This window comes from Corallococcus macrosporus DSM 14697 (genome assembly GCF_002305895.1).
GTDB classification, from domain to species: Bacteria; Myxococcota; Myxococcia; order Myxococcales; family Myxococcaceae; genus Myxococcus; species Myxococcus macrosporus.
Genome location: NZ_CP022203.1, coordinates 6,909,352 through 6,930,842, shown reverse-complemented (window position 1 = coordinate 6,930,842; position 21,491 = coordinate 6,909,352). Strand labels below are relative to the sequence as shown.

Here is a 21,491-nt window from a genome sequence, read left to right as displayed (position 1 = left end):
GGCCTCGAACGCATTCCTATTGTCCGGCGCCGATCACTCCCCGAAGGTCAAAACCTTGTCTTTTCGGGTACATACGATGTGGGGGCTTGGACGACCCATCCCGGGGCGGTACGCGCGGGGCGGAATCAGCCAGGCCGACCCGCACGGAAGGACCGCAGGCCCTGAGGGCTGTGGCAGGGGTTGAGCGTCACCGATGACCACCGTCGAGATCATCTTCCTGGGCGTCTATTTCAGCCTCTTGTGCGTGCTGGGAGTCTACGGCTCGCACAGGTACCGGATGGCGTTCCTGTACTACCGGCACAAGTTCAAGCTGCCGACGCCGAAGGGTGCGCTCACGACGCTGCCCAAGGTCACCATCCAGCTCCCCATCTTCAACGAGATGTACGTGGTGGAGCGCCTGGTGGAGTCGGTGTGCCGCATCGACTACCCGCGCGACCTGCTTGAAATCCAGGTGCTGGACGACTCGACGGATGAGACGTGTGGCATCGCCCGGGCGTGCGTGGAGCGCATGCGCCAGAGGGGGCACGACATCGTCTACATCCACCGCGTCAACCGCCAGGGCTTCAAGGCGGGCGCGCTGGAGAACGGCCTGAAGCTGGCGAAGGGCCAGTTCGTGGCCGTGTTCGACGCGGACTTCGTGCCCAGCCCCGACTTCCTGATGCGCACCGTGCCGTTCTTCTCGGACGACAAGGTGGGCATGGTGCAGGTGCGCTGGGGCCACCTGAACCGCGAGTTCTCGCTGCTGACGCAGGCCCAGAGCATCTTCCTGGACGGGCACTTCATCATCGAGCACACCGCGCGCAACCGCGCCGGCTGCTTCTTCAACTTCAACGGCACCGCGGGCATCTGGCGCCGTGACACCATCTCCGACGCGGGCGGCTGGCAGCACGACACGCTCACGGAGGACCTGGACCTGAGCTACCGCGCCCAGCTCAAGGGCTGGCAGTTCGTGTTCCTGCCCGAGGTCATCTCCCCGGCCGAGGTGCCGGTGGACATGAACGCCTTCAAGAGCCAGCAGCACCGCTGGGCCAAGGGCTCCATCCAGACGGCGAAGAAGCTGCTGCCCACCATCCTCAAGAGCGACCTGCCGCTGGTGGTGAAGCGCGAGGCCTTCTTCCACCTCACCAACAACATGGCGTACCTGTTGATGGTGCTGCTGTCGGTGCTGATGCCCATCAGCATGGTGGTGCGCTTCCAGCACGGCCTCTACGGCACGCTGTTCCTGGACCTGCCCTTCTTCCTCACGGCCACCGCCAGCGTCTGCTTCTTCTACGTGGCGGCGCAGCGTGAGCGCGGCGCCAAGGGGTGGGAGCGGGTGAAGTACCTGCCCTTCCTCATGAGCCTGGGCATCGGCATGGCCATCAGCAACGCCAAGGCGGTGGCCGAGGCGCTGCTCAACCAGCAGTCGGGCTTCGCGCGCACGCCGAAGACGGGCGCCGAGGGCAAGAAGGCCGTCGTCGTCAAGAAGGCGTACCGGGGCAGCAAGTCGCTGCTGCCGCTGGTGGAGCTGCTCTTCGCGGCGTACTTCACCGGCGCGCTGTGGTTCGCCATCGACGCGCGCATCTACACGTCGGTGCCCTTCATCGTCCTGTTCCTGGCGGGCTTCCTCTACGTGGGCAGCTCCAGCCTGCTCCAGGGCCTGTCCGGCCGGCTGAAGCTGGCGGAGTCCGCCCCCACGGTGGAGACCCCCGACGAGCAGCCCCGCCAGGCGGCCTGAGCGGCGTCCTTCCTTCGGGGAGGTGAGGGGTGAGGCTGGCACCGCGCCGCCTCACCCCTTCTTCGTCGTCAGGTGCCCGCGTCCGGCGTGCTGCCCGCGTCCGGCGGTGTTCCCGCGTCCGGCGCGCCGCGCACCAGCACCTGCTCCAGCCTGACGCCGCGGGCGCCCGACGGGGCCGTGCGGCAGTCCTCGTCGATGGAGGTGCTGGTCGCCGAGCGCAGCGTCAGGCCCGCGTCCGTGCAGTGGAGCACCTCTGTCGGAAAGGTGACAGGGCAGGGCGTGCCGGCGCCGGAGAAGCCGGTGGCGCGCGTCTCGCCCACGAAGCCGGCGGGGGTGCGCCGCAGGACGATGGACGGCGAGCCCGCGTCCGGGGCGTCCACGGCTTCCGAGTCATGGGCCCGGACGACGGCGAGCGAGAGTGTGCCGCCGTCATCGTCCCCGTAGTACCGGAAGGCGGGGTTCCCCGCGTGGTGGTACTCGCCGGCCTGATTCTGCTCGCAGCCGGCGGGAATCTTCACCGCGGGCGGCGGCGGCGGCCCGGGCTCCGTCCTGGGCGGCGCCTTCGCGGAGCACGCGGTGAGGGAGAGGACGCTGAGGTGGAGGGCCAGTGTGGGCAGGACGCGGTGCATGGGGGGCGGATATTCTCCCAATCCTCAAGGCCCTGGGACTCTGTTTGATTCCCTTGGGATGACTCTCTAACCTTCGGTTCGTCATGAGCCTCCACCGCATCGTCGTCTTCGCCCTGGTGACTGTCCTGGCCGCCCCGTCGGCCGCGCTCGCGCAGGATGACTTCCTGGCGCCGCTCACCACGCCGTCGAAGCCCAAGGCAACCAAGCCCAAGCCCAGGGTGGTGAAGAAGAAGAAGCCCGCCAAGAAGCCCGCGCGCGCGAAGGCGCCGGCGAGGGGCAGGAAGAAGGCGGCCGAGGACGACCTGTTGCTGGCGCCGCTGACGCCCGCGAAGACGGAGGTGCTCGTGCGCATGACGGGCAACGTCCGCGGCGCGAGGCTGTTCGTGGATGGGAAGGAGTTCGGCGTCCTCTCCGCGGCCGTGGTGCCGGTGGAGGTCCGCCCGGGTGAGCACCACCTGGTGGTGCGCCGGCCGGGCTACGCGGACTTCACGCGCCGCATCGACGTGAAGGCGGGCTCGCAGGCGGAGGTGCTGGTGTCGCTGGACGCCACCATGGGCTTCGCCACGCTGACGGCGGACGTGGCGGACGCGGTGGTGCTGGTGGACGGACAGCAGGTGGGCGAGGTGCCGCAGGCCAACGTGCTGCTGCGTCCGGGCTCGCGTGAGATTGAGTTCCGGGCGCCGGGCTTCAGGCCGGACGTGCACAACATCACCGTGTTCGCGGGCCGGAGCTACGAGGTGACGGGCAACCTGCGGCCCGCGATGGACCCGTCGGTGGCCATGGCGGACGCGCCGAAGAGCCCGGTGCTGGAGCCGTCCTCCAAGCTGGATGGCGACGACGAGACGGCCCCGGGCCTGTCGCTCGCGGGGGACCCGGAGACGCCCGAGGTGGAGGGCTCCAAGCCCTGGTACGGCCGCTGGTACGTGTGGGCCGGCATTGGCGCGGTGGTGGCCGCCGGCACGGTGGGCGCGGTGATGGCGACGCAGGGTGGCGCCAGTCCGCTGAGCCCCGCGGCCGTGTGTGGCGAGGCGGGCTGTGACGCCGTGCTGGGCGGCGTCCGCTCGGTGCGCGGCGGTGGCGCGGGGCTCCAGGCGCCCGCGCCCGCCGGGCTCCGCTTCTGATTCAAGCGGCGCGCGCGTCCCACCCGCTGTTCAGGGGGGCGCGCTACTGGCCGCGCAGGTCGTCGTCGTCCGCGCGGCGGTCCGGGGCGAGCAGCAGGTACACGTCGCTCACCCGGCCCACGCCCCAGGTGTCCAGCGCCGTCGCCCGGACCTGGAAGGGGGCGGATTCGGGCAGCAGGTGGGTGATGTCCACTTCGCCCGCCTCGAAGGTGAAGGCGCGGCGCCCCACGCTGTCCACAATCTCCGGGCCCATGTGGACGGCCTCGGTGAAGCCCACGGTGGCGCGCCGGCTCACCTTGCCTTGGGCGTCCAGCACCTCCAGCAGCAGGAAGTTGTCCACGGCGATGCCCAGGGTGCCCTTCGCATCGCCGTAGAGGCGGGCCCGGTTCCCGTTCAGGCTCAGCGTGGGCGTCTGCCCGGTGGTGACGACGCGCGGCGTGCGCTCGCCCTCGGTGGCGTCCACCTCCACGTCCTCGCGCAGCGCGGTCAGGGTGTGCGTCTCCTGGGCGGGGGTGTCCAGCAGGAGCCGGACGGCGCGGGGGCCGGTGGAGGTGGGCGGGGCCGAGGCGGGCACCTGCCGCGCACAGGACATCAGCCCCAGGGTGGCGGCCATGACGAGCGTTCGAGAATGCATGGGAGGTCCAGGGTAGATGAGCAGGGGTGTCCCGGGTCAATTAGCATGGCCGCATGCGGACCTTCCTCCATGGGTGCCTGCTGTGGTGTGCGTTGTCCGGGGCTCCGGCGTGGAGCAGCGCGCCCGCGGCGCCCCCGGCTTCACCCGAGGTGCAGCTCTGCCTGCAGCACCTGAAGCCCGCGGAGCGTGAGCGCGCCGCGAAGGCGCTGGGGCCGCTGGAGGAGCTGCCGCTCTACCGCGTGCAGTTGGAGGTCGACCCGGACGCCCGGACCGTGACGGGCCGGGTGCAGGTGGAGGTGCTGGCCCGGAAGCGCCCCCTCACCGAGCTGTACCTGCGGCTGACGCCCAACGCGCGGAGCCGCCGGCTGACGCTGTCGGACGCGAAGCTGAGCGGACGGCCCGTGAAGCTGGAGCGGCCGGAGCCCACGCTGTATCGCCTGTCGCTGGAGTCCGAGCCCGTGCCGCCGGGCGCCGCGGCGGTGCTGGACGTCGCGGTGGAGGGCCTCGTCCCGCGCGCCGCCACGCCGTCGCCGGGGGCCGCCGGAGGCTTGCTGGGCGGGTTGATGGGAGGCGGCGGCGGGCGCCCCTCGGGCGGGGACCATGGCGCCTTCTCCGCCTCGCCGGACTTCATCAGCCTGGTGGGCGTGGTGCCGCAGGTGCCGCCGGTGGGGGAGGATGGCCAGCCCTGGGATGGGCCGCAGGGCATTGGCGACCTGGGCCTCTACGAGCCCGCGCACGTGCTGGCCACCGTCACCGTGCCCTCGGGCTGGGCGGTCCACGCCACCGGCGCGCCCATGGGCGAGGTGCCGGAGCGGGATGGGCGGGTGCGCTACGCCTTCGCCGCCGCCGCGGTGCGTGACTTCCCCCTGTTCGTGTCGCGGGGCTACGCCAGCTCCACCGCCACGGTGAATGGCGTCACGGTGGAAAGCCACTACGCCGCGGCGGACCAGGAGGCTGGCGAGCGCGTGTTGAAGCACGCCACGTCGATGCTGGCGGAGTTCGAGCGCCGCCTGGGGCCGCTGCCGTACACCCACTTCCGCGTGGTGCAGGCGCCGCTGTCGGGCGGCGCGGGCGGCATGGAGTTCCCCGGCCTGGTCACCATCGCCACGTCGCTGTACCGAGGCGCGGCGGGGGCCTCCGAGATGCTGGCCGGCATGCCCGGCATGGCGGACCTGGAGGCGATGATGGGCATGCTGGGGCAGCGCGGGGGCGGGGGCGCGGGCGGGGTGCTGGGGCAGCTCAACGGCGCCATGGAGCGCACGCTGGAGTTCACCGTGGCGCACGAGGTGGCGCACCAGTACTTCGCGGGGCTGGTGGGCTCGGACCCCATCCTGGAGCCGGTGGTGGACGAGTCGCTGGCGCAGTACGCCGCGCTCCTCTACCTGGAGTGGAAGCACGGCAAGAAGGTGGCGGAGACGATGCGCCAGGAGACGCTGGTGGGGCAGTACCACCTGTACCGGATGACGGGCGGGAAGGACGGCCGCGCGGACCGGCCCACGGGGCACTTCGCGGATGAGCTGGAGTACGGCGCGCTCGTCTACGGCAAGGCGCCGCTGCTGCACCACGCCTCGCGGAAGCTGGTGGGAGACGCGGCCTTCCTCAAGGCCCTGCGCGCCTACGTGGACACGTACCGCTTCAAGTGGACGTGCAAGGACTGCTTCACGAAGGAGCTGGCGAAGGCGAGCCCCGCCAACGCGAGCGCGCTGGAGCGGCTGCGCACGCGGTGGTGGCGGGACGCGAAGGGCGACGAGGACCTGGGCAAGCCCCGGCTGGAGTCCCTGCTGGGCGGCTTCGAGGGCCTTCAGGGCCTGGAGGACCTGCAGTCCCTCCCGGGCATGGACCTGGAGGCGCTCCAGGGCATGCAGGGGCTGGAGGCCTTCCAGGAGCTCGACGCCCAGTCAAAGGAGCTGATGGAGCAGCTCATCCCCGGGCTGCTGGGGCAGTGACGCGGGGCTTCAGTCGAAGAGGGCGCGGACGAACTCGCGCGTGTCGAAGCGGCGCAGGTCGGCCACCTTCTCGCCCACGCCCGCCCAGACGACGGGGAGCTTCAGCTCGTCGCAGATGCCGATGACGACGCCGCCCTTCGCGGTGCCGTCCAGCTTCGTCAGGGCGATGGCGGTGACGCCCACGGCCTCGTGGAACTGCTTGGCCTGCTGAATCGCGTTCTGGCCGTTGGTGGAGTCCAGCACCAGCAGCACCTCGTGCGGCGCGCCGGGCAGGGCCTTGTCCATGACGCGCTTCACCTTCTTCAGCTCCTCCATCAGCGGGGCCTTGGTGTGGAGGCGGCCGGCGGTGTCCGCGATGATGACGTCCGCGCCTTCCTCCTTCGCCTTCTTCACGGCCTCGAAGATGACGGCGCTGGGGTCTCCGCCCTCGGCGCCCTTCACGAGCTGGGCCTGGGCGCGCTCGGCCCACACGTCGAGCTGCTCGGTGGCGGCGGCGCGGAAGGTGTCCCCCGCGGCGAGCACCACCTTCTTGCCCTCCGCGGAGAGCTTCGCGGCCAGCTTGCCGATGGTCGTCGTCTTCCCGGCGCCGTTGACGCCCACCACCATGACGACGTGCGGCGGGCCGCCGCCTTCCAGGGTGCGCGGCGCGGGCAAATCGCAGATACGGGCGACCTCGTCGCGGATGATGTCCTTGATGCGCTCGGAGTTCTTCAGCTCGTTGCGCTTGAGCTTGTCGCGCGCCACGCCCACCAGGTGGTCGGCGGTGCGCACGCCGATGTCGGCGGTGAAGAGGATCTCCTCCAGCTCCGCGAGGACGGACTCGTCCACCTGCCGCTGCTGGCCGAACAGGCCGTTGAGCCGGGCCATGAAGCCCTGGTTCCGCGTCTTGTCCAGGCCCTGGGCCAGGGTGCGGCCGGCCTCGGCCTCCACCTTGGCGCGGGCGGCGGCCTCCTCGGCGCGGCGGGCCTCCTCGGCGGCGGCGGCCTCGCGGGCGCGCTCCTCCTCCAGCAGCCGCTGGGCCTCGGCCTGCTCCCGCTTGCGCCGCTCCCGGGCCTCGTCGTCCGCGGCCTTCTTGGCGCGGTACTCGGCGCGCTTCTCCTCCTCCTCGCGCTCCTTGAGGGCGCGGGCCTCTTCCTCCAGCCGGGCGCGCTCGGCGGCGTCCGTGGTGGCGCGGGCGGCCTGGGCGGCCTCGTTGCGCTGGCGGGCCAGGGCCTCGGCGCGGGCGTGGGCCTCCTCGGCCTCGCGGAGGCGGGCGGCCTCCGCCTCGGAGGGGGGCAGCTCCACGCGCAGCCGGGGCTGCTCGGCGGGGAGGGTGGGCTTCTCGGCCGCGGGGGGGACGGTGGGCTTCTTCTCCTCGGGGCGCTTACGGAAGAAGAGCTTCCGGGCGGCCAGCACCATCAGCAGGACGAAGAGGGCGGCGGCGCTGATGCCCACGACGTCGCCCACGGGCGAGGCGTCCGTGGGGGGCGTGCCGGTGCCCGGCTGCGTGGGGCTCCCGCCCGGGGTGGGGGCGGGAGAGGGGGCGGGCGGCACCTGCGCGGTCAGGGCGTCGAGGGCGTTGGGCGTCTTCATGTGCGCGGGTTCGCATACACCAACGCGCCGGTGGATGCAGCGCCCGTGGCCGGGTAGAACCCGGTCGTGATGCGTCTTCCGCCCTCCTGTGTCCTGCTTCCGTCGCTCCTCCTGCTTGGCAGCGCCTGCATCGTCGAGGCGCCCGGCGGCGCCTCCGACAAGGAGCGGCGCGCCGTCACGGTGACCCAGGTGCCCCCCCTGTCCGTGAAGAACGGCGCCAACCTGGGCGGCAAGGTGGAGCTGGTGGGGGCCACGGTGGAGCCGGGGCGGCTGTCGCCCGGGGACCAGGCCAAGGTCGCGCTCTACTTCAAGGTGCTCCAGCCCATGGACGACGACTACCTCGTCTTCGTCCACGTGGAGGACGCGGACGGCCGCGCCGAGCGCATCAACGTGGACCACAAGCCCGCGGGCGGTCTGCTGCCCACGTCGCAGTGGAAGCCCGGCGAGACGGTGAAGGACGAGTTCTCCGTCTACGTGCCGCCCGGCTCCACGGCCCGCGCGCTGAACATCTGGCTGGGGCTGTGGGAGCCGCGCACGGACACCCGGCTGCGCATCCTCAACCCGAAGGCCGTACGCAACGACGGCAAGGACCGCGTCTACCTGGGCCAGGTGCCCGTGGCGCGCTGAGCCGCGCCTGCACGGGCACCTGGGCGGTGCCCCGCCGTCTGCACGCTCTTGAGGATGGGGCCGGCTCGTGATGTGCGTGTAGCCTGGAATCCATGTTAGCCAGGAAATTTCTCCTGCAGTCCGCGACCGTCCTTTTCGTAGTCACAACGGGTTGCTCAGGTAGCGCCACAAGCGCCATGGGCCGCCGCGACTTGCGCGGCCACACGGCCTATGCCCTGGCGTCCTGCTCAGACAGTGTTTCGTGCTGCATCCAGCGCAACCCAGGTGTGCCCGAGGCGTGCGGGCTCACGGCGGGCGAGGCCGCCGCGCACATCGCAAGCACGGATGCCGCCATGCGGCGAGCGAACGAGAAGGAAGCGGAGGACGACGACGCCGACGATGGATGGAAGGAACACTGCATCAACACCTATGTCTCCTGTCGGGACCAGAAGAAGCCGCGCTGGGAGGGGGACTGCTACGCCTGCTTTCGGCGGTGCGAAGGACAAAAGCAGTGGCCCTTCAAGGAATGCCACCCGCGCAGATAAGAGGCCGCACATGCCGGAACACGATTCCTGGAACAAGATCTGGGAGCTGAACCACCGGGTTGCCGACCTGGGAGAGCCTCTCGACCTTTCAGATGAGACCCGCGCGCTGCTGCGGGAGACGGCATCCGAGGTCGCCATCGCATCCGAGGAGGCCGCCAGGGCACTACAAGGCGACGGGAGCGCCGCCACGTCGTTGCTCAAGGAGGTCGCGAAGCGCATCCGGGTGGGGTCGCGACGCCTGTCTCGTGCGATTGCTGAAGCGAACAAGTTCCAGGAGGAGGGCGACCTTGACGCCGCACGCGCTCCGCTGCTGGACCTGCTCGCGGTTGAAGTCGTCCCCTATTACCGCGAACTCGCCCAGATTCATTTGGACGCGCTCGACGAGCCGTAACCATCTGAATTCAAAACGAAAACGCCGGAGCGGCCCTGTAAGCCGAGTTCTGTCCCCACCCCTTTCGGGCTGGGCGGTGAACATTCGTCTAGGGCCCTGGTTGCCCAGGGGCCTCATCAGCGAGCAACCCGAGCGCATGGGACGGGCCACCCCTGTCCTCCGTACGGCGAGGACGCGCTCCTATTGGCTCTTGCTCCAGGTGGGGTTTACCGAGCCGTCCGAGTCACCCCGGACGCGGTGCGCTCTTACCGCACCGTTTCACCCTTACCCGCCCCTTTCGGAACGGGCGGTCTGTTTTCTGTGGCACTTTCCTGCGAGTCGCCTCGACTGGCCGTTAGCCAGCACCCTGCCCTCTGGAGCTCGGACTTTCCTCCCGCCACCCATGACTGCGATGGCCGGCGTTCACCCGGGCCGCTCCGGCACCATGCGCTTACAACAGCCGGGCGGGGGCGGTCCACTCCGGGAAGGCGTCCGAGGGCTCAGGAGCGTCCGGTATCGCGCGCGCACGCGGCGGCCCGTGCGAGGAGCAGAGCCTGTTCTCGGGTGTTCTCGGTGAGGGCGGCGGCGCGCTCGAACTCCACGCGGGCCTCGTCGAGCCGGTCCAGCTTGCTGAGCAGGTCGCCTCGGACGCTGGGCAGCAGGTGGTAGTCCTGGAGCGCGGGCTCCGACGTCAGGGTGTCCACGATGGCCAGCCCCGCCTCCGGGCCAAACGCCATGGCGTGGGCGACCGCGCGGTTGAGCTCCACGACAGGGGAGGGGACGACCTGAGTCAGCACCTCGTAGAGCGCTGCGATGTGCGTCCAGTCCGTGGCCTCGGCGGTGCGCGCGCGGGCGTGGCAGGCGGCGATGGCGGCCTGGAGCGCATACGGGCCCTGGGCGCCTCCCAGCGCGTCGGCGCGTTCGAGCGCCGCGAGGCCTCGGCGGATGAGGAGCGGGTCCCAGAGGGCCCGGTTCTGCTCCAGCAGGAGGACGGGCTCGCCCTTGGGGCCCACGCGTGCCCGCGAGCGCGACGACTGAATCTCCATCAGCGCGAGGAGCCCGTGGACCTCGGGCTCTTTCGGCGCGAGCCCCGCCAGGATGCGGCCCAGGCGCAGCGCGTCCTCGCACAGCGCGGGGCGCAGCCAGTCGTCTCCGGCCGTCGCGGAGTAGCCTTCGTTGAAGACGAGGTAGATGACCTCCAGCACGGTCGACAGGCGGGCGGCCAGCTCCTCGCCTTCGGGGACCTCGAAGGGGACGTTCGCCTCCGCGAGCGTGCGCTTGGCCCGGACGATGCGCTGGGCCACGGTGGGGACGGGGACGAGGAACGCGCGGGCAATCTCCTCCGTCGTCAGGCCGCCGAGCAGCCGGAGGGTGAGGGCCACTCGCGACTCCTTCGGAAGCACCGGGTGGCAGGAGACGAACATCAGCCGCAGCAGGTCATCGCCGACCTTGTCGTCGAGCGCGGCGTCCAGGTCCGGTGCGGCCGTGCCCTGCAGTGACTCCAACTCGTGGGTGAGCTCCTCGTGCTTCCGCTCGAGGAGCTTGCCCCGTCGCAGTTCGTCGATGGCGCGGCGCTTGGCTGTGGCCATGAGCCACGCGCCCGGGTTGTCCGGGACGCCCGTCTCCGGCCACTTCTCGAGCGCGACGACGAGTGCGTCCTGCGCGAGCTCCTCCGCGCGGCCCACGTCGCGCACCATCCGGGCGAGGCCGGCGATGAGGCGGGCGGACTCGATCCTCCAGACTGCTTGGATGGCGCGCTGGGTTTCAGTGGATGCCGTCACGGGGGCGAATCAATCACCGTCTGCTCCGGACACAAGCGACCTGCGCACCCGGCATTTTCTTTTTGAAAGTGCGGCGTGTACCGTCGGCGGGTCATGCGGCGGCTTGGAAACCCAGCGGGTAGATGGTCCGTGAGGATGCGGTCCTCTACCTCTCCGGGGTACCCCCGGGGACAACGCATCAGGAGCACACCGTCACGCGAGGCAGACACTGCGGCAAGCCGCAGGAGCTGCCACGCCAGACACGACAGGTGGGGCCATGCCGCCGCATGGCGTGAGTCCGGGCGATGAGTGAGCGGCGTGTCGTGGCACAGGGGCTCGCGTCCGCGTTCCTCGCGGGGCCCTGGACGCTCAAGGGGCTCGTTGAACGGGGCACGGAGGCTGTTGGAGGACGGGCGCCTTGGGTGAGGTCGATGGCCCGGAGCGCGATGATCTTCTTCCCGCGTCCGCCGCATGCGCGGTTGGAGCTGCTCGCGGAGGTGCTGGCTTCGCGGCCCGTGTTTCCGAAGGGCTTTGCGGATTCGTCGGGGCGGGCGCGCATCGTGCGCTGGCTGACCTCCGAGCCTCGGATGGACCGGCAGCCGTGGCCGGTGCCTTCGCTGCCGACCCAGGCGGACCTCGCGGACTGGCTGGGCGTGACAGGGGCGCAGTTGGACTGGCTGGCGGATGCGCCGGGCATCGAGCGCACGTCCAAGCCGGGGCGGTGGCGGCGCTACCGGTACACCTGGATTCCGAAGCGCAGCGGCGGTGAGCGACTCCTGGAGCAGCCGGGGCTGGACTTGATGCAGGTCCAGCGGAAGGTGCTCCACGGCATCCTGGACCGCGTCCCACCGCACGACGCGGCGCATGGCTTCGTCGCGGGGCGGAGTGTCCGCAGCTTCGTGGAGCCCCACGCAGGGCAGGCGGTGGTGGTACGGGTGGACCTGGAGGACTTCTTCTTCTCCGTGCGGCCCGCGCGCATCTGGGCGGTGTTCCGCACGGCGGGATATCCGGACGGCGTGACGAACGCACTCGCTGGGCTCTGCACGAACCGCACGCCCCAGGCGGTGTTGGCACAGGCACGTCAGCCGGAATCTGTCTCAGAAGTGGATGCACGTTGGCGTCTGGCGCGGCGGCTCGAATCGCGTCATCTGCCACAAGGGGCGCCCACGTCGCCCGCGCTGGCGAACCTCGCGGCGTATCGGCTCGATGTGCGGCTGTCGGCGCTCGCGACGGCGATGGGCGCGCGATACACGCGCTACGCGGATGACCTGGCGTTCTCAGGAGGGGACGCACTGTCCCGGCGCACGCACAAGTTGCTGCGCTACGTGAGCCAGATTCTCCGCGAGGAGGGCTTCATGACGCGCGCCGGGAAGACGCGGGTGATGCGCCAGGGCGCTCAGCAACGGCTCGCGGGCGTGGTGGTGAATGCGCATCCCTCCGTCAGCCGTGCGGACTACGAACGGCTGAAAGCCATCCTCCACCTGTGCCGCACGCGAGGCCCCGCGAGCCAGAACACCGAAGGCCATCCCGACTTCCGAGCGTACCTGCTGGGACGCATCGCCTGGGTGGCACACCTGCACCCGGCTCGAGGCGCGAAGCTGCGCGCGACTTTCGAGCAGGTTGTGTGGGCAGGCTAGAATTGCTCAGAATAGGCAGCGTGTCCTGAATCGGAGGCAATCGTGAATGTCCCGCAACTGCTTTCGGCGTCTCCGCTACGCGTCTTTGAGTGGGCAACTGGGAAAACAAACGACGATGTCGTGCGGATTGTCATGAATGCTTCGCTATTCATTCATCCGAGCGCGGTACGTCGGAAACCCGTCATGCTGCCCGACCGTGTACGAGAATCGAGGGCGCATCACCCGGACAAGAAGAGAGGTCACGTATCCGTTTGGAGGGGCCGGCCGGTAAAGGTCTGCGATAACACAACCGCAAGAGTTGCCTTCGGCCAGTACATCGGTCGGTCGATGAACGGGAGCAGTCGCGAGGTATCGGTAGGCTGGGAAGTGGCGCACATTTGGGCCTCGGTCCACGACCCTGACTACTTCACTGCTGGGTGGAACATGTACTTGATTCCGGGGTTTCTCCGCGTGCTCACGGAGGAACAGGCTCAGATTCCGCTGTTCGCAAAGTGTCTTCAGTACATCGCATGGAACTTGTTCTTCACTAGCGCAGTGGCTGCTCCTATGACGCCGCCAATGCCACCGAGTAATGATGTTCCTGAGTGGCTATTAACCTTCGAGCCGAGGTTCGCGAATACAGTGTTGGGGGACCGGTGACATGCCGAGAAGACTAGTGCTGCTTGTTGCTCACCCAGAGGCCAAGCAACCCTATCTCAATGGATGGGATCCGAGCGCCACGCGGCTTGAATTCATCACGACAAATAAAAAGATCCTTAACCAATGTCTGCGTGCATTGGATGGCGGGGATGAATGGGTCTATGTGCAGAGAATGCAATATGGCCCGTTTCCGAGCAGAGTTATCGGTCGGACCAAGGTGGCTCGGGTCGATGAGTCCGTGATGTGCGTGCAGTTTGAGCGCTGGGAAACTTATGACGCTGCCCCCGCCCGAGCGTTTGGAGGTTCCACTTTCTCTGAGTTTGCAGAGTGACGCTCCAGTTCCTCATGTGCGCTATGGGTTGGGCAGGCTAGTAGCCATCCATTGGGTCTGACGGGCTCTGCGCATTCGTTGCTACGGGCATCGTTCGGTGCGAAGGCTCAAGTGTCCTCGCTGAGGGGGTGCGATGAGTGCGTATGGAGCGCAAGTTTCGCTTCGAGCGTACCTTCGAGCGATTGCCCTGAAGTACTTCGTGCCGGAGGATTGCTGGCGGTATGTGGCGGTATGTGGCGGTATGTGGCGGTAGGGCGTAGGCGCTGCTCGTAAATACTGGCCCTCCTTTTCAGGGCTTGAGCATGCGACCTACAGCCGCTCATCAATCGCGCGGTTGCTCATCTCATCCGCTTCCGCGTTCTGCGCGCGGGGGACGTGGTGGAGCTTCACCTTCGCGAAGCCCTTGAGCAGCTTCCGCGCCTCTTCGTACAGCGGCTTCAGCGTGGCGCTCTTCACCTGGTAGCGCCCGCCGAGCTGACGAATCAGCAGCTCGCTGTCCGCGTAGACGTCCACCTCGCGCGCGCCCAGGGACTGCGCGTGCTTCAGGCCCAGCAAGAGGCCCATGTACTCCGCGCAGTTGTTCGTCTGATGTCCCAAGAACCGCCCAACGCGGGCCACCACGTTGCCAGTGGGGTCCATCAGCACCGCCCCCGCGCCCGCGGGCCCCGGATTCCCTCGGGCCGCGCCGTCCGAATAGACGCGCAGGCGAGGGTGCTGCTCGGAGCCAGGCGCCGCCTCCGCCGGAGGGCTCACGGCCCCGACCGGCTCCGGCGTGCCTGGGACTGACGCAGCGGAGGCCGGCGGCGCTCCACTGAGCCGTTGGGCGGCCTCTTCGATGAGCTGCCCCAGGTGCTCCCGGGTGAGGCCCCGGAACTCTCGCACCGTCCCTTGCAGCGGCTCCTCACGCGCGATGTGGCGGAGGATGTCGATGATGGACGGCGCGGGCATGTCCACGAAGCCGCGCCGCTACTTCGCCGCCGCCGGGGTTTCCTGCAGCGCTTCCACCGCGTAGATGATGCGGTTGCACGAGGGACAGATGTCCGTGCCCAGCCCGGTGCGGAGCTGGTTGTAGAGCTGCGGGGGCACGTTCATGTTGCAGCCCTGGCAGGTCCCAGCGACCACGCCGACCAGGGCGGGCAGCTTCTTCTTGCGCACCACCTCGTAGCGGCGGAGCAGGGTGGCGTCCACGCCAGCGGCCACCTCGGCGCGGCGGCCTTCCAGCCCCTTCACCTGGGCCTCGGCCTCGCCCAGCTTCCCGCGCAGCTCCGTCATCCGGCCCGACAGGCCCTGCTGCTTCGTGGCGTAGTCGGCCTCCTTGCCCTTGATGGCCTCACGCGCGAGGCCGAGCTGCTTCGTCAGCTCCGTCAGCTCCTCCGCCATCGTCAGATTGGCCTTCTTGGCGATGTCGATTTCACGGGCCAGGGCGGAGTACTCGCGGGTGGAACGCTGCTCGCTGAGCCGCGCCTCCCACTTCTTCACCTTGTCCTTCTCGTCCGTGATGTTCTGCTCGAGCTGGGCCTTCTGCTTCTCCATGTCGGAGACGCGTGCCCGTTCCGCTTCGATGGCGCTGCGGGCCACACCCAGTTCCCGCTCCAGCTCGGCAATCTGACGGGGGTGAACGTCCGCGGCCTTCCGGAGCGAGGCGACCTCGAGGTCCACGTTCTGCAGCTCCGCCAGCGCTTTCAATTTCTCCCGCAAAGTTGCTGCCTCCCACAGGGCCGCACCGTGTACGGCAACGGCCAGGCTCTTGTACCAACAAGGATGATGAGGGTCCAACGTCCAAATGGGCCATGAGTCATCCCTCATGGCCCCTGCTGCCATGCCGCATTTGAAACAGCTTCACGCACCCGTTAGACCGGAGCGCGTGCTTCGTCCATCCTTCGTCCTCGTTCTCTGCGCGCTCGCCTCCGCCTGCAAGGAGCCCGCATCCCCGCCACCCGCCGCCACGACGGCGCCCGCCGCCACGAACACGAAGTGGGGTGTCATCGAGGGTCGCGTCCGCCTCAGCGGCACGCCGCCCACGCCCGCCCGCCAGCCGACCATCGGCACGGTCGTCTCCGTGTGCGGCGAGGAGACCGAGGAGCGCACGCTGGTGGTAGGCAACGAGGGCGCGCTGGCCCACACCGTGGTTTCCCTTGGAGAGGGCCACGCGCTGCCCGCGGCCAAGGTCGCCGCGCCCGAGCCCGTGCTGGACCAGAAGCAGTGCGTCTATGACCCGCCCGTGCTGGCCGCTCGCGCCGGCAGCACCCTGCTCATCCGCAACTCGGACCCGCTGGTCCACAACGTCCGCGCCGCCTCCGGCACCAACCGCGCCTTCTTCAACGTGGCCATGCCACTGGAGGGGATGACGGTGAAGCGCCAGCTCCCCGCCGAGCCCGGCGAGGTCCCCATCCACTGCGACATCCACCCGTGGATGCGCGCGCGGGTGCGCACCTTCAACCACGGCTACTTCGCCACCAGCGGCGCCGACGGGCGCTTCCAACTGGAGGTCCCCGAGGGCACCCACACCCTGGTCCTCTGGCACGAGCGGCTCCCGGAGCAGGCCCGCACCGTCACTGTCCGTGCGGGCGAGCGCGTCCAGGTGGACGCCGAGTGGCCGGTGTCCGACCTGAAGTAGGGCGCCGGCTCGTATCCTTGAAGGATTCCGCCGCTCGACGTCTGAAAGGTTGAGAAGCCGCGACTCGATTGGGGTTTCCGTTCCAGCGGAAGAATTGTTATGTAGGTGGCAGAAGCCACGCAGTCGAAGAGGGGGCGGAGTCATGCAGCAGCAGCCAAAGAAGCAAGCAACCCTGAGCAACGGCATGCGCGGCCTGGAGTCGCCCCGGAAGGCGGCGGTCCGGCCCGTCGGCATGCAGGAGATGGGGCCGACCTTGTACGAGCAGCTCCGCCGCGCGCTGCTGGAGCTGGCCCCCGTCTCATCCAACTGAAGCCAGGCCACCCGGGCGCGGCCGCGCCGGCCTGAAAAGCGAAGGGGCTCCCGGCTTGCGCCGTGGAGCCCCTCGTTGCTTGCGGACCTAGATGTCTTCCTCTTCGGTGTCGCCTCCAGCCGCCTCTTCATCGTCGAAGGACTCGAGGCCTTCCTCGTCCTCCTCCTCCCCTCGACCGGCGGGTTCCTCCGGTTCAATGGGCTCGATGACCTTCGGGGCGGCGGCCAGACGGCCACGCCTCCCCTCGGGCTGAGGCTTGAGCGCCGGGCTCTCCCGTTGATCCGCGCCACACTTCGGGCAGATCGGGTCCGGCTTCTTCATGTCGTAGAACTTCGTCTGGCACTTGAAGCAGACGTGTTTTGTTCCGAGGTCCTTCGCCGGCATTCGCCACCTTGTGTAAAAGGCGAGTGAAGACAGGGGGGAAGGGCGGCTCAATAGTTGGGCCGCCAGTCAGAGTCAACCTGTGGTTTGCGCGGGAGATTTCTAGCGGTAGCATCCGACCCGCGTTTTCCCCCGGAAGCTGGACACCCCTCTTGAACTTTACCTGCGACAATTGCCAGAAGCGGTATTCCATTGCGGACGAAAAGGTCCGCGGCAAGACGGTCAAGGTCCGCTGCAAGAACTGCCAGAACGTCATCACCGTCGAAGGCCCCGCCGAGGAAGAGAGCACCCGAGTGGTCTCCCTCGCGGACGTGGAACGCATCCGCGCCCAGGAGCGTTCCCTGGCGGAGCCCGAGCCGAGTGCCGCCCCGGCGGCCGTCATCAGCGCGCCCATCGCGCCGGCCCCCGTGGCCAAGGCGCCTCAAGCCGCGCTGCAGACGCCCTGGGACGATGAGCCCACGCGCGCCGCGCCCATGAAGGCCACGGGTTCGCCCTGGTTCGTCATGGTGCGCAACAAGCAGGAGGGCCCGCTGGACGAGGGCGCCCTGCGCGAGCTGGTGGCCACGGGCACGGTGAACGGCCGCAGCTTCTTCTGGCAGCAGGGCATGGCCGACTGGAAGCGCGGCTCGGACATCCCCGAGCTCGCGGGCCTCTTCGAGCCGCCGCCCGCGGCCGAGCCGCCCCCGCCGCCCCTCCTATCGCCGCGCCGCCGCCGCCCGAGCCCGCGCGCGCCTCGCGCGCCGCGCCCGCGCGCCGTGAGCCGGAGCCGCAGGCCTATGTGCCGGAGCCGGAGCCGGAGCCCGAGCCGCGGCACGCCGAGCCCGAGCAGCCCTGGCCCGACGAGGAGGACGAGGCGCCGGACAACACCTACTACGGCGACCCGCTGCCGCGCGCCCAGCCGCAGCCCCAGTCGCCGCAGCAGGTGACCCGCCGCGCGCAGCAGCCGCAGCCCCAGGCCGCCGCCAACGCCGCGCCCCTGGACGACGCGCTGTTCTCCGACCTGGACCTGCCGGGCCACCGCAACGGCGGCGAGGACGACGAGCCCCAGGACGACGACGGCGGCGGGGCGTACCCCGACGACCCGCGCGCCGCGCTGGGCGGCGAGGCCGACGACGAAGAGGGCAAGGCCGTGGAGGACACGCGCCACTTCGCCAAGAAGTCGGGCGTCACGCGCCGCAACCCGGCCTGGAAGTACGCCGTCTTCGCGCTGCTGCTCATCCTCGTCCCGCTGGGGCTCGCCTACGTGCTGTCGGAGACGCTGGGCGTGGTGCCGCTGCGGGTGCGGACGGTGGACGCCAACGGCAACGCGGTGGAGCAGCCCGTCTTCTCGCCGGAGGGCGTGGGCGCGCTGCGCGACAAGCTGCTGGGCCGCGCGCCGCCGCCCGCGCCGCCCAAGGCGCCCCCGCGGCGGGCAAGCGCCCGGCCACCGCGCCCGCGGGCACCGGCGCGGCGGGCTCGGACCCGGAGGCCGCCGCGGCGCCGTCCAAGGCCGCGCTGGAGGCCGTCTACGTGGACCCGGAGAAGAAGGACGTGGACCCGGCGGTGCGCGGCGGCGCGGAAGTGGCCGCCGCGGACACCGAGGAAATCGGCGGCCCGTCCGACGAGGAGGTGGAGCGCGTGCTGGAGAAGACGCAGCCCGCCTTCCGTGACTGCGTGGAGGCCGAGCTGCGGAAGAACCCGTCCTTCAAGGGCGGCAAGGTGACGCTGACGGCCACCGTGGGCAGCTCCGGCACGGTGAAGGCGGCCACGTTCGACCGCAAGGACCTGAACCGCAACAGCGCGGTGGGCACCTGCATCCGCGACCGCGCGAAGGGGATGGTCTTCTCCGCCTTCGCCGGCGAGGACGTGGACCTGGAGATTCCGCTGGTCCTCTCCAAGTCGATGTAGCCGCCCTAGAGGTCGAAGCTCCCGGACGGAGGCGGCGGCTTGCCGCGCGTCGCCTTCTCGCGGGCCCCGCGCACCTCCTCGCGCAGGGCCTCGGTGGCCTCCGGGTCCACCGCCAGCGTGTCGAGGTCGAGCACGTCTCCCTCGCGCGCGCCGGCGGGCAGCTCGCTCGCGGGCCGCGTCACTTCGCGGCCGTCCACCACGAGCACGGCGACGTCGTCTTCGATGCGGTCCAGCGTGGCCCGGTTCGTCATGGCGCGGGGCTCCTCACGGGTTGCAGTCCCGGGCCGGCCGGCGTCCGCGCGCGGCCTCGGCCCGGGTGGCGAAGGTCACCAGGTTGGATGACTTGATTCTCATCACGTTGCGGCACGTGGGCTTGTGGAACACGTCGCTGCGGCTGCTGCCGACGTAGGTCCCCACCGTCACGCCGCTGGAGTCCGAGCCGCCGCCTCGGGAGCGGGCGCCCGGGCGCGCGCTCCGAGCCCCGTCGGCCGGCGGGTCGTCGAGGCTCAGGGTGTACATCTTCCCGTCCGGCTGGGCGCCCGCTCCGGGGCGGCCCGTCGCGCGCCGCGGGTCCGCGGCGAGCGCGGGGGCCCTGGGCGTGGGGGCGCCCAGGCCCGGGTAGCGGTAGCGCGTGTCCTCCGGGACGCCCGCGAGCAGCCGCTGCGGCGTGACGACGAGCGTCTTGCCGTCGCTCACCACCTGCACCTCGCCGTGCTGGTCGGTGCGGAACACCTGGGCGCCCGCGGCCTCCAGGCGCTCCAGCGTGGCCGGCGCGGGGGCGCCATTCAGGTTGCCTTCGCCCGACGAGACGACGGCCGCGCGGGGGCCCACCGCGGACAGGAAGGCGGCGCTGGTGGGCCCGTCGGTGCCGTGCGCCGCCACCTTGAGCAGGGTGGCCTGCATGGGGGCGTTGCGCTCCAGCAGGTGCTCCACCGTGCGGGCGTGCGCGTCCGCCATGAAGAGCACCGCGGTGTCCCCGTAGGTGAGCCGGAGGATGACGGAGTTGGCCTCCAGCGAGGCCTCGGGGACGTCGAGCAGCGGCTCGGTGGGCGCGCGCGGCCACAGCACCGTGAGGGACACGCCGGCGCCCAGGGGCAGCCGCTGGAGCGCGTTGGGCGTGGCGGGGGAGGGGGACGGGGAGATGAACTCCACGCCCTGGCTGGCCACCGCGCCCAGCAGCGTGTCATACGCCTTGGGGGTGGCGCCGAGCTGCGGCTCCAGGAGCTGCCGGGCACCCACGCGCTTGAGCACCGGCTCCAGCGCGCCGTGGTGGTCCGCGTGCGGGTGGGTGAGCACCACCAGGTCCAGCCGCTGCGTGAGCAGCTCCGGCAGCCGGTTCACCAGGTGCTCCGCCGAGGAGGCCGGGCCCGCGTCCACCAGCGCGGTGTACCCGTCCGGCGACACGATGAGCGCGGCGTCCCCCTGGCCCACGTCGAAGAAGTAGACGTGGAGCTTCCCGTCCGGCGTGCCGCCGAAGTAGCGCCGGGGCTGCTCCACGGGCCGCGCGGCCACCGGGGGCGGGGGCGGCGGTGGCTCCTTGCAGGCCGCCAGGGCCAGCAGCAGGGCGAGGACGATGCGCGAGGGGGGGCTCATGGGTGGCAGTCCTCGGAGGGGCGGCGCGCGCGCATGGCCTCGGCGCGGCTCGAATAGGCGGTGCGGTCCGACTTGGAGCGCTTCAGGGTCCGGCAGTCCTCTTTGTGAAACACCTTGCTGCCCTTGAGGCTGAAGTATCGCGGCGCGCCGGTGTCGCGTTGCGTGGCGCCGGTGCCGGGGGCCTCCGCCGGGGCGGGTTGGGCGCTCCTTCCACGGGGCGCGCTGGCGCGCCGCGTACCCCGGGTGATGGGGCCGAGCGCCACCGGGCCGGGCTTCACCTCGCCGGGCACCAGCTCCGGCGCTCCGGCGCGCTTCTCCGCGCGCAGGGAGACGGCGTGGCCGTCACTGGTGGCCACCACCTCGCCGTCCTGGTCGGTCCGGAAGACGGTGGCCTTCACCGCGCGCAGGCGCTTCAGCACCTCCGAGGTGGGGTGGCCATAGTCGTTCTTCGCGCCCACGGAGATGACGGCGGCCTGGGGCTTCACCGCGGCGAGGAAGGCCGCGGTGGAGGAGTGCCGCCCGCCGTGGTGGGCCACCTTCAGCACGGTGGAGGTGAAGTCGATGGGCTTGCGCAGGAGCGTGGCCTCGGTGTCCGGCTCCGCGTCGCCGGTGAAGAGGAACGCCGTCTTGCCGTAGGTGAGCTTGGCGACGATGGAGTTGGAGTTCGGGTCCGAGCGCGTGCCCGTGAGGAAGGGGTCCTCCGGCACGCGGGGCCACAGCACGGTGAGCGCCGCGCCGTCCCCCAGGCCGATGGTGACCAGCGAGCGCGGCTCCTGGGGGTTTGGCAGGGGCGCCATCACCTGGCCCACCTCGTCCCCCACGACGTTGAGCAGGTCGCGGTAGGCCTCGCTCGGGTGGTCGAAGCCGGGGTCCATGAAGCGCCGGGCCCCCACCGCGCGCAGCGCGTTGGACATGCCGCCCAGGTGGTCCAGGTGGGGGTGCGTGAGGATGGCCAGGTCCAGCGGCCCCTCCACCAGCGCGCGCAGCCGCTTCTCCAGGTGGTGCCGGGCGTCGGGCGGGCCGCTGTCGATGAGCACCGTCTTGCCGGTGGGGGAGATGATGAGCGCGGCGTCCCCCTGGCCCACGTCGAAGAAGTGCACCGTGAGCGGCTGGCCGGCGGACTGGGCCAGGGCCGGGCCTGGAAGCGAGGCGAGGACGGAGACGAGGAGTGCGAGCCACCGGACAAAGGACATCAC

Annotated in this window: 22 protein-coding genes and 1 other RNA gene; 11 read left to right on the top strand and 12 right to left on the bottom strand. The window is 70.4% G+C overall.

Going from position 1 to position 21,491, the window contains the following annotated elements; genetic code table 11:
- Positions 1-193: 193 nt before the first annotated feature.
- Complete coding sequence (locus MYMAC_RS27870; RefSeq protein ID WP_095960281.1) at positions 194-1,717, top strand: cellulose synthase family protein; 1,524 nt, start codon at positions 194-196, stop codon at positions 1,715-1,717.
- A gap of 68 nt (positions 1,718-1,785) precedes the next feature.
- On the opposite strand, the gene MYMAC_RS27865 is transcribed toward MYMAC_RS27870, so the two are convergent.
- Positions 1,786-2,346 (bottom strand): hypothetical protein, encoded by a 561-nt coding sequence (locus MYMAC_RS27865; protein ID WP_204816984.1) that lies wholly within the window; start codon positions 2,344-2,346, stop codon positions 1,786-1,788.
- Positions 2,347-2,429: 83 nt separating this feature from the next.
- Here MYMAC_RS27865 and MYMAC_RS27860 point away from each other — a divergent pair, with 83 nt between their 5' ends.
- A complete protein-coding gene (locus tag MYMAC_RS27860; protein WP_013942182.1) occupies positions 2,430-3,467 on the top strand; it encodes a PEGA domain-containing protein in 1,038 nt (345 codons plus the stop codon).
- Between the two features lie 43 nt (positions 3,468-3,510).
- Here MYMAC_RS27860 and MYMAC_RS27855 read toward each other — a convergent pair whose 3' ends face one another.
- Positions 3,511-4,101 (bottom strand): hypothetical protein, encoded by a 591-nt coding sequence (locus MYMAC_RS27855; protein WP_095960279.1) that lies wholly within the window; start codon positions 4,099-4,101, stop codon positions 3,511-3,513.
- A gap of 53 nt (positions 4,102-4,154) precedes the next feature.
- Here MYMAC_RS27855 and MYMAC_RS27850 point away from each other — a divergent pair, with 53 nt between their 5' ends.
- The gene (locus MYMAC_RS27850; protein WP_095960278.1) at positions 4,155-6,047 is read left to right on the top strand and encodes a M1 family aminopeptidase; all 1,893 of its coding nucleotides are present in this window, start codon (positions 4,155-4,157) and stop codon (positions 6,045-6,047) included.
- Positions 6,048-6,056: 9 nt separating this feature from the next.
- Here MYMAC_RS27850 and ftsY read toward each other — a convergent pair whose 3' ends face one another.
- Positions 6,057-7,619 carry a signal recognition particle-docking protein FtsY gene (ftsY, locus tag MYMAC_RS27845; protein ID WP_095960277.1) on the bottom strand — a complete coding sequence of 521 codons (1,563 nt, stop codon included), beginning with the start codon at positions 7,617-7,619 and terminating at the stop codon, positions 6,057-6,059.
- A gap of 66 nt (positions 7,620-7,685) precedes the next feature.
- On the opposite strand from ftsY, the gene MYMAC_RS27840 reads away from it, so the two are divergent.
- The 3 genes from MYMAC_RS27840 (at position 7,686) to MYMAC_RS27830 (ending at position 9,161) form a co-directional block, all read left to right on the top strand.
- Positions 7,686-8,246: a hypothetical protein gene (locus MYMAC_RS27840; RefSeq protein WP_095960276.1), complete on the top strand. Its 561-nt coding sequence runs from the start codon at positions 7,686-7,688 to the stop codon at positions 8,244-8,246.
- Positions 8,247-8,338: 92 nt separating this feature from the next.
- Positions 8,339-8,770 carry a hypothetical protein gene (locus MYMAC_RS27835; RefSeq protein ID WP_095960275.1) on the top strand — a complete coding sequence of 144 codons (432 nt, stop codon included), beginning with the start codon at positions 8,339-8,341 and terminating at the stop codon, positions 8,768-8,770.
- Between the two features lie 10 nt (positions 8,771-8,780).
- The gene (locus MYMAC_RS27830; protein WP_095960274.1) at positions 8,781-9,161 is read left to right on the top strand and encodes a DUSAM domain-containing protein; all 381 of its coding nucleotides are present in this window, start codon (positions 8,781-8,783) and stop codon (positions 9,159-9,161) included.
- Between the two features lie 22 nt (positions 9,162-9,183).
- Here the strand turns inward: MYMAC_RS27830 and rnpB are convergent.
- An RNA gene (rnpB, locus tag MYMAC_RS27825) (RNase P RNA component class A) lies at positions 9,184-9,579 on the bottom strand.
- A gap of 61 nt (positions 9,580-9,640) precedes the next feature.
- Positions 9,641-10,921, bottom strand: coding sequence for an RNA polymerase sigma factor (locus MYMAC_RS27820; RefSeq protein WP_095960273.1), 1,281 nt, complete (start codon positions 10,919-10,921; stop codon positions 9,641-9,643).
- 284 nt (positions 10,922-11,205) lie between these two features.
- Between MYMAC_RS27820 and MYMAC_RS27815 the strand changes: the two genes are divergently transcribed.
- On the top strand, positions 11,206-12,537 hold the full coding sequence (locus MYMAC_RS27815; protein ID WP_095960272.1) for a reverse transcriptase family protein: 1,332 nt from the start codon (positions 11,206-11,208) through the stop codon (positions 12,535-12,537).
- Positions 12,538-13,816: 1,279 nt separating this feature from the next.
- Here the strand turns inward: MYMAC_RS27815 and MYMAC_RS27810 are convergent.
- The gene (locus MYMAC_RS27810; RefSeq protein WP_013942169.1) at positions 13,817-14,455 is read right to left on the bottom strand and encodes a ribonuclease HI family protein; all 639 of its coding nucleotides are present in this window, start codon (positions 14,453-14,455) and stop codon (positions 13,817-13,819) included.
- Positions 14,456-14,473: 18 nt separating this feature from the next.
- Complete coding sequence (locus MYMAC_RS27805) at positions 14,474-15,205, bottom strand: zinc ribbon domain-containing protein (protein ID WP_043712162.1); 732 nt, start codon at positions 15,203-15,205, stop codon at positions 14,474-14,476.
- Between the two features lie 106 nt (positions 15,206-15,311).
- On the opposite strand from MYMAC_RS27805, the gene MYMAC_RS27800 reads away from it, so the two are divergent.
- Both MYMAC_RS27800 and MYMAC_RS37290 read left to right on the top strand, forming a co-directional pair.
- Positions 15,312-16,124 (top strand): cupredoxin domain-containing protein, encoded by an 813-nt coding sequence (locus MYMAC_RS27800; protein ID WP_095961710.1) that lies wholly within the window; start codon positions 15,312-15,314, stop codon positions 16,122-16,124.
- Between the two features lie 142 nt (positions 16,125-16,266).
- Complete coding sequence (locus tag MYMAC_RS37290; RefSeq protein WP_170114780.1) at positions 16,267-16,434, top strand: hypothetical protein; 168 nt, start codon at positions 16,267-16,269, stop codon at positions 16,432-16,434.
- A gap of 87 nt (positions 16,435-16,521) precedes the next feature.
- Here MYMAC_RS37290 and MYMAC_RS27795 read toward each other — a convergent pair whose 3' ends face one another.
- On the bottom strand, positions 16,522-16,818 hold the full coding sequence (locus MYMAC_RS27795) for a TIGR02300 family protein (protein WP_095960271.1): 297 nt from the start codon (positions 16,816-16,818) through the stop codon (positions 16,522-16,524).
- Positions 16,819-16,841: 23 nt separating this feature from the next.
- Between MYMAC_RS27795 and MYMAC_RS38045 the strand changes: the two genes are divergently transcribed.
- The gene (locus tag MYMAC_RS38045) at positions 16,842-17,741 is read left to right on the top strand and encodes a GYF domain-containing protein (RefSeq protein WP_239989056.1); all 900 of its coding nucleotides are present in this window, start codon (positions 16,842-16,844) and stop codon (positions 17,739-17,741) included.
- 313 nt (positions 17,742-18,054) lie between these two features.
- On the opposite strand, the gene MYMAC_RS38040 is transcribed toward MYMAC_RS38045, so the two are convergent.
- Positions 18,055-18,210, bottom strand: a complete 156-nt coding sequence (locus MYMAC_RS38040) for a hypothetical protein (RefSeq protein ID WP_239989055.1) — start codon at positions 18,208-18,210, stop codon at positions 18,055-18,057.
- A 114-nt stretch (positions 18,211-18,324) separates the two neighbouring features.
- Here MYMAC_RS38040 and MYMAC_RS38035 point away from each other — a divergent pair, with 114 nt between their 5' ends.
- A complete protein-coding gene (locus MYMAC_RS38035; protein ID WP_239989054.1) occupies positions 18,325-18,702 on the top strand; it encodes an AgmX/PglI C-terminal domain-containing protein in 378 nt (125 codons plus the stop codon).
- A 5-nt stretch (positions 18,703-18,707) separates the two neighbouring features.
- Here the strand turns inward: MYMAC_RS38035 and MYMAC_RS27785 are convergent, their stop codons facing one another.
- The 3 genes from MYMAC_RS27785 to MYMAC_RS27775 are packed head-to-tail and all read right to left on the bottom strand — an operon-like array spanning position 18,708 to position 21,488.
- Entirely contained in the window at positions 18,708-18,953 is a 246-nt protein-coding gene (locus tag MYMAC_RS27785) for a DUF3006 domain-containing protein (RefSeq protein WP_095960270.1), read from the bottom strand.
- A 13-nt stretch (positions 18,954-18,966) separates the two neighbouring features.
- The gene (locus MYMAC_RS27780) at positions 18,967-20,295 is read right to left on the bottom strand and encodes a ComEC/Rec2 family competence protein (RefSeq protein ID WP_095960269.1); all 1,329 of its coding nucleotides are present in this window, start codon (positions 20,293-20,295) and stop codon (positions 18,967-18,969) included.
- Positions 20,292-21,488 carry a ComEC/Rec2 family competence protein gene (locus MYMAC_RS27775; protein ID WP_095960268.1) on the bottom strand — a complete coding sequence of 399 codons (1,197 nt, stop codon included), beginning with the start codon at positions 21,486-21,488 and terminating at the stop codon, positions 20,292-20,294. Before MYMAC_RS27775 ends, MYMAC_RS27780 begins: the two co-directional genes overlap by 4 nt.
- Positions 21,489-21,491 lie beyond the last annotated feature (3 nt).

Excerpts from the sequence above, each read along its gene's own strand:
- MYMAC_RS27870 (WP_095960281.1), top strand. The coding sequence starts at position 194 with ATGACCACCGTCGAGATCATCTTCCTGGGCGTCTATTTCAGCCTCTTG.
- MYMAC_RS27865 (WP_204816984.1), bottom strand. The coding sequence starts at position 2,346 with ATGCACCGCGTCCTGCCCACACTGGCCCTCCACCTCAGCGTCCTCTCC.
- MYMAC_RS27860 (WP_013942182.1), top strand. The coding sequence starts at position 2,430 with ATGAGCCTCCACCGCATCGTCGTCTTCGCCCTGGTGACTGTCCTGGCC.
- MYMAC_RS27855 (WP_095960279.1), bottom strand. The coding sequence starts at position 4,101 with ATGCATTCTCGAACGCTCGTCATGGCCGCCACCCTGGGGCTGATGTCC.
- MYMAC_RS27850 (WP_095960278.1), top strand. The coding sequence starts at position 4,155 with ATGCGGACCTTCCTCCATGGGTGCCTGCTGTGGTGTGCGTTGTCCGGG.
- ftsY (WP_095960277.1), bottom strand. The coding sequence starts at position 7,619 with ATGAAGACGCCCAACGCCCTCGACGCCCTGACCGCGCAGGTGCCGCCC.
- MYMAC_RS27835 (WP_095960275.1), top strand. The coding sequence starts at position 8,339 with ATGTTAGCCAGGAAATTTCTCCTGCAGTCCGCGACCGTCCTTTTCGTA.
- MYMAC_RS27830 (WP_095960274.1), top strand. The coding sequence starts at position 8,781 with ATGCCGGAACACGATTCCTGGAACAAGATCTGGGAGCTGAACCACCGG.
- MYMAC_RS27815 (WP_095960272.1), top strand. The coding sequence starts at position 11,206 with ATGAGTGAGCGGCGTGTCGTGGCACAGGGGCTCGCGTCCGCGTTCCTC.
- MYMAC_RS27810 (WP_013942169.1), bottom strand. The coding sequence starts at position 14,455 with ATGCCCGCGCCGTCCATCATCGACATCCTCCGCCACATCGCGCGTGAG.
- MYMAC_RS27800 (WP_095961710.1), top strand. The coding sequence starts at position 15,312 with ATGGCCCCTGCTGCCATGCCGCATTTGAAACAGCTTCACGCACCCGTT.
- MYMAC_RS37290 (WP_170114780.1), top strand. The coding sequence starts at position 16,267 with ATGCAGCAGCAGCCAAAGAAGCAAGCAACCCTGAGCAACGGCATGCGC.
- MYMAC_RS27795 (WP_095960271.1), bottom strand. The coding sequence starts at position 16,818 with ATGCCGGCGAAGGACCTCGGAACAAAACACGTCTGCTTCAAGTGCCAG.
- MYMAC_RS27785 (WP_095960270.1), bottom strand. The coding sequence starts at position 18,953 with ATGACGAACCGGGCCACGCTGGACCGCATCGAAGACGACGTCGCCGTG.
- MYMAC_RS27780 (WP_095960269.1), bottom strand. The coding sequence starts at position 20,295 with ATGAGCCCCCCCTCGCGCATCGTCCTCGCCCTGCTGCTGGCCCTGGCG.
- MYMAC_RS27775 (WP_095960268.1), bottom strand. The coding sequence starts at position 21,488 with ATGTCCTTTGTCCGGTGGCTCGCACTCCTCGTCTCCGTCCTCGCCTCG.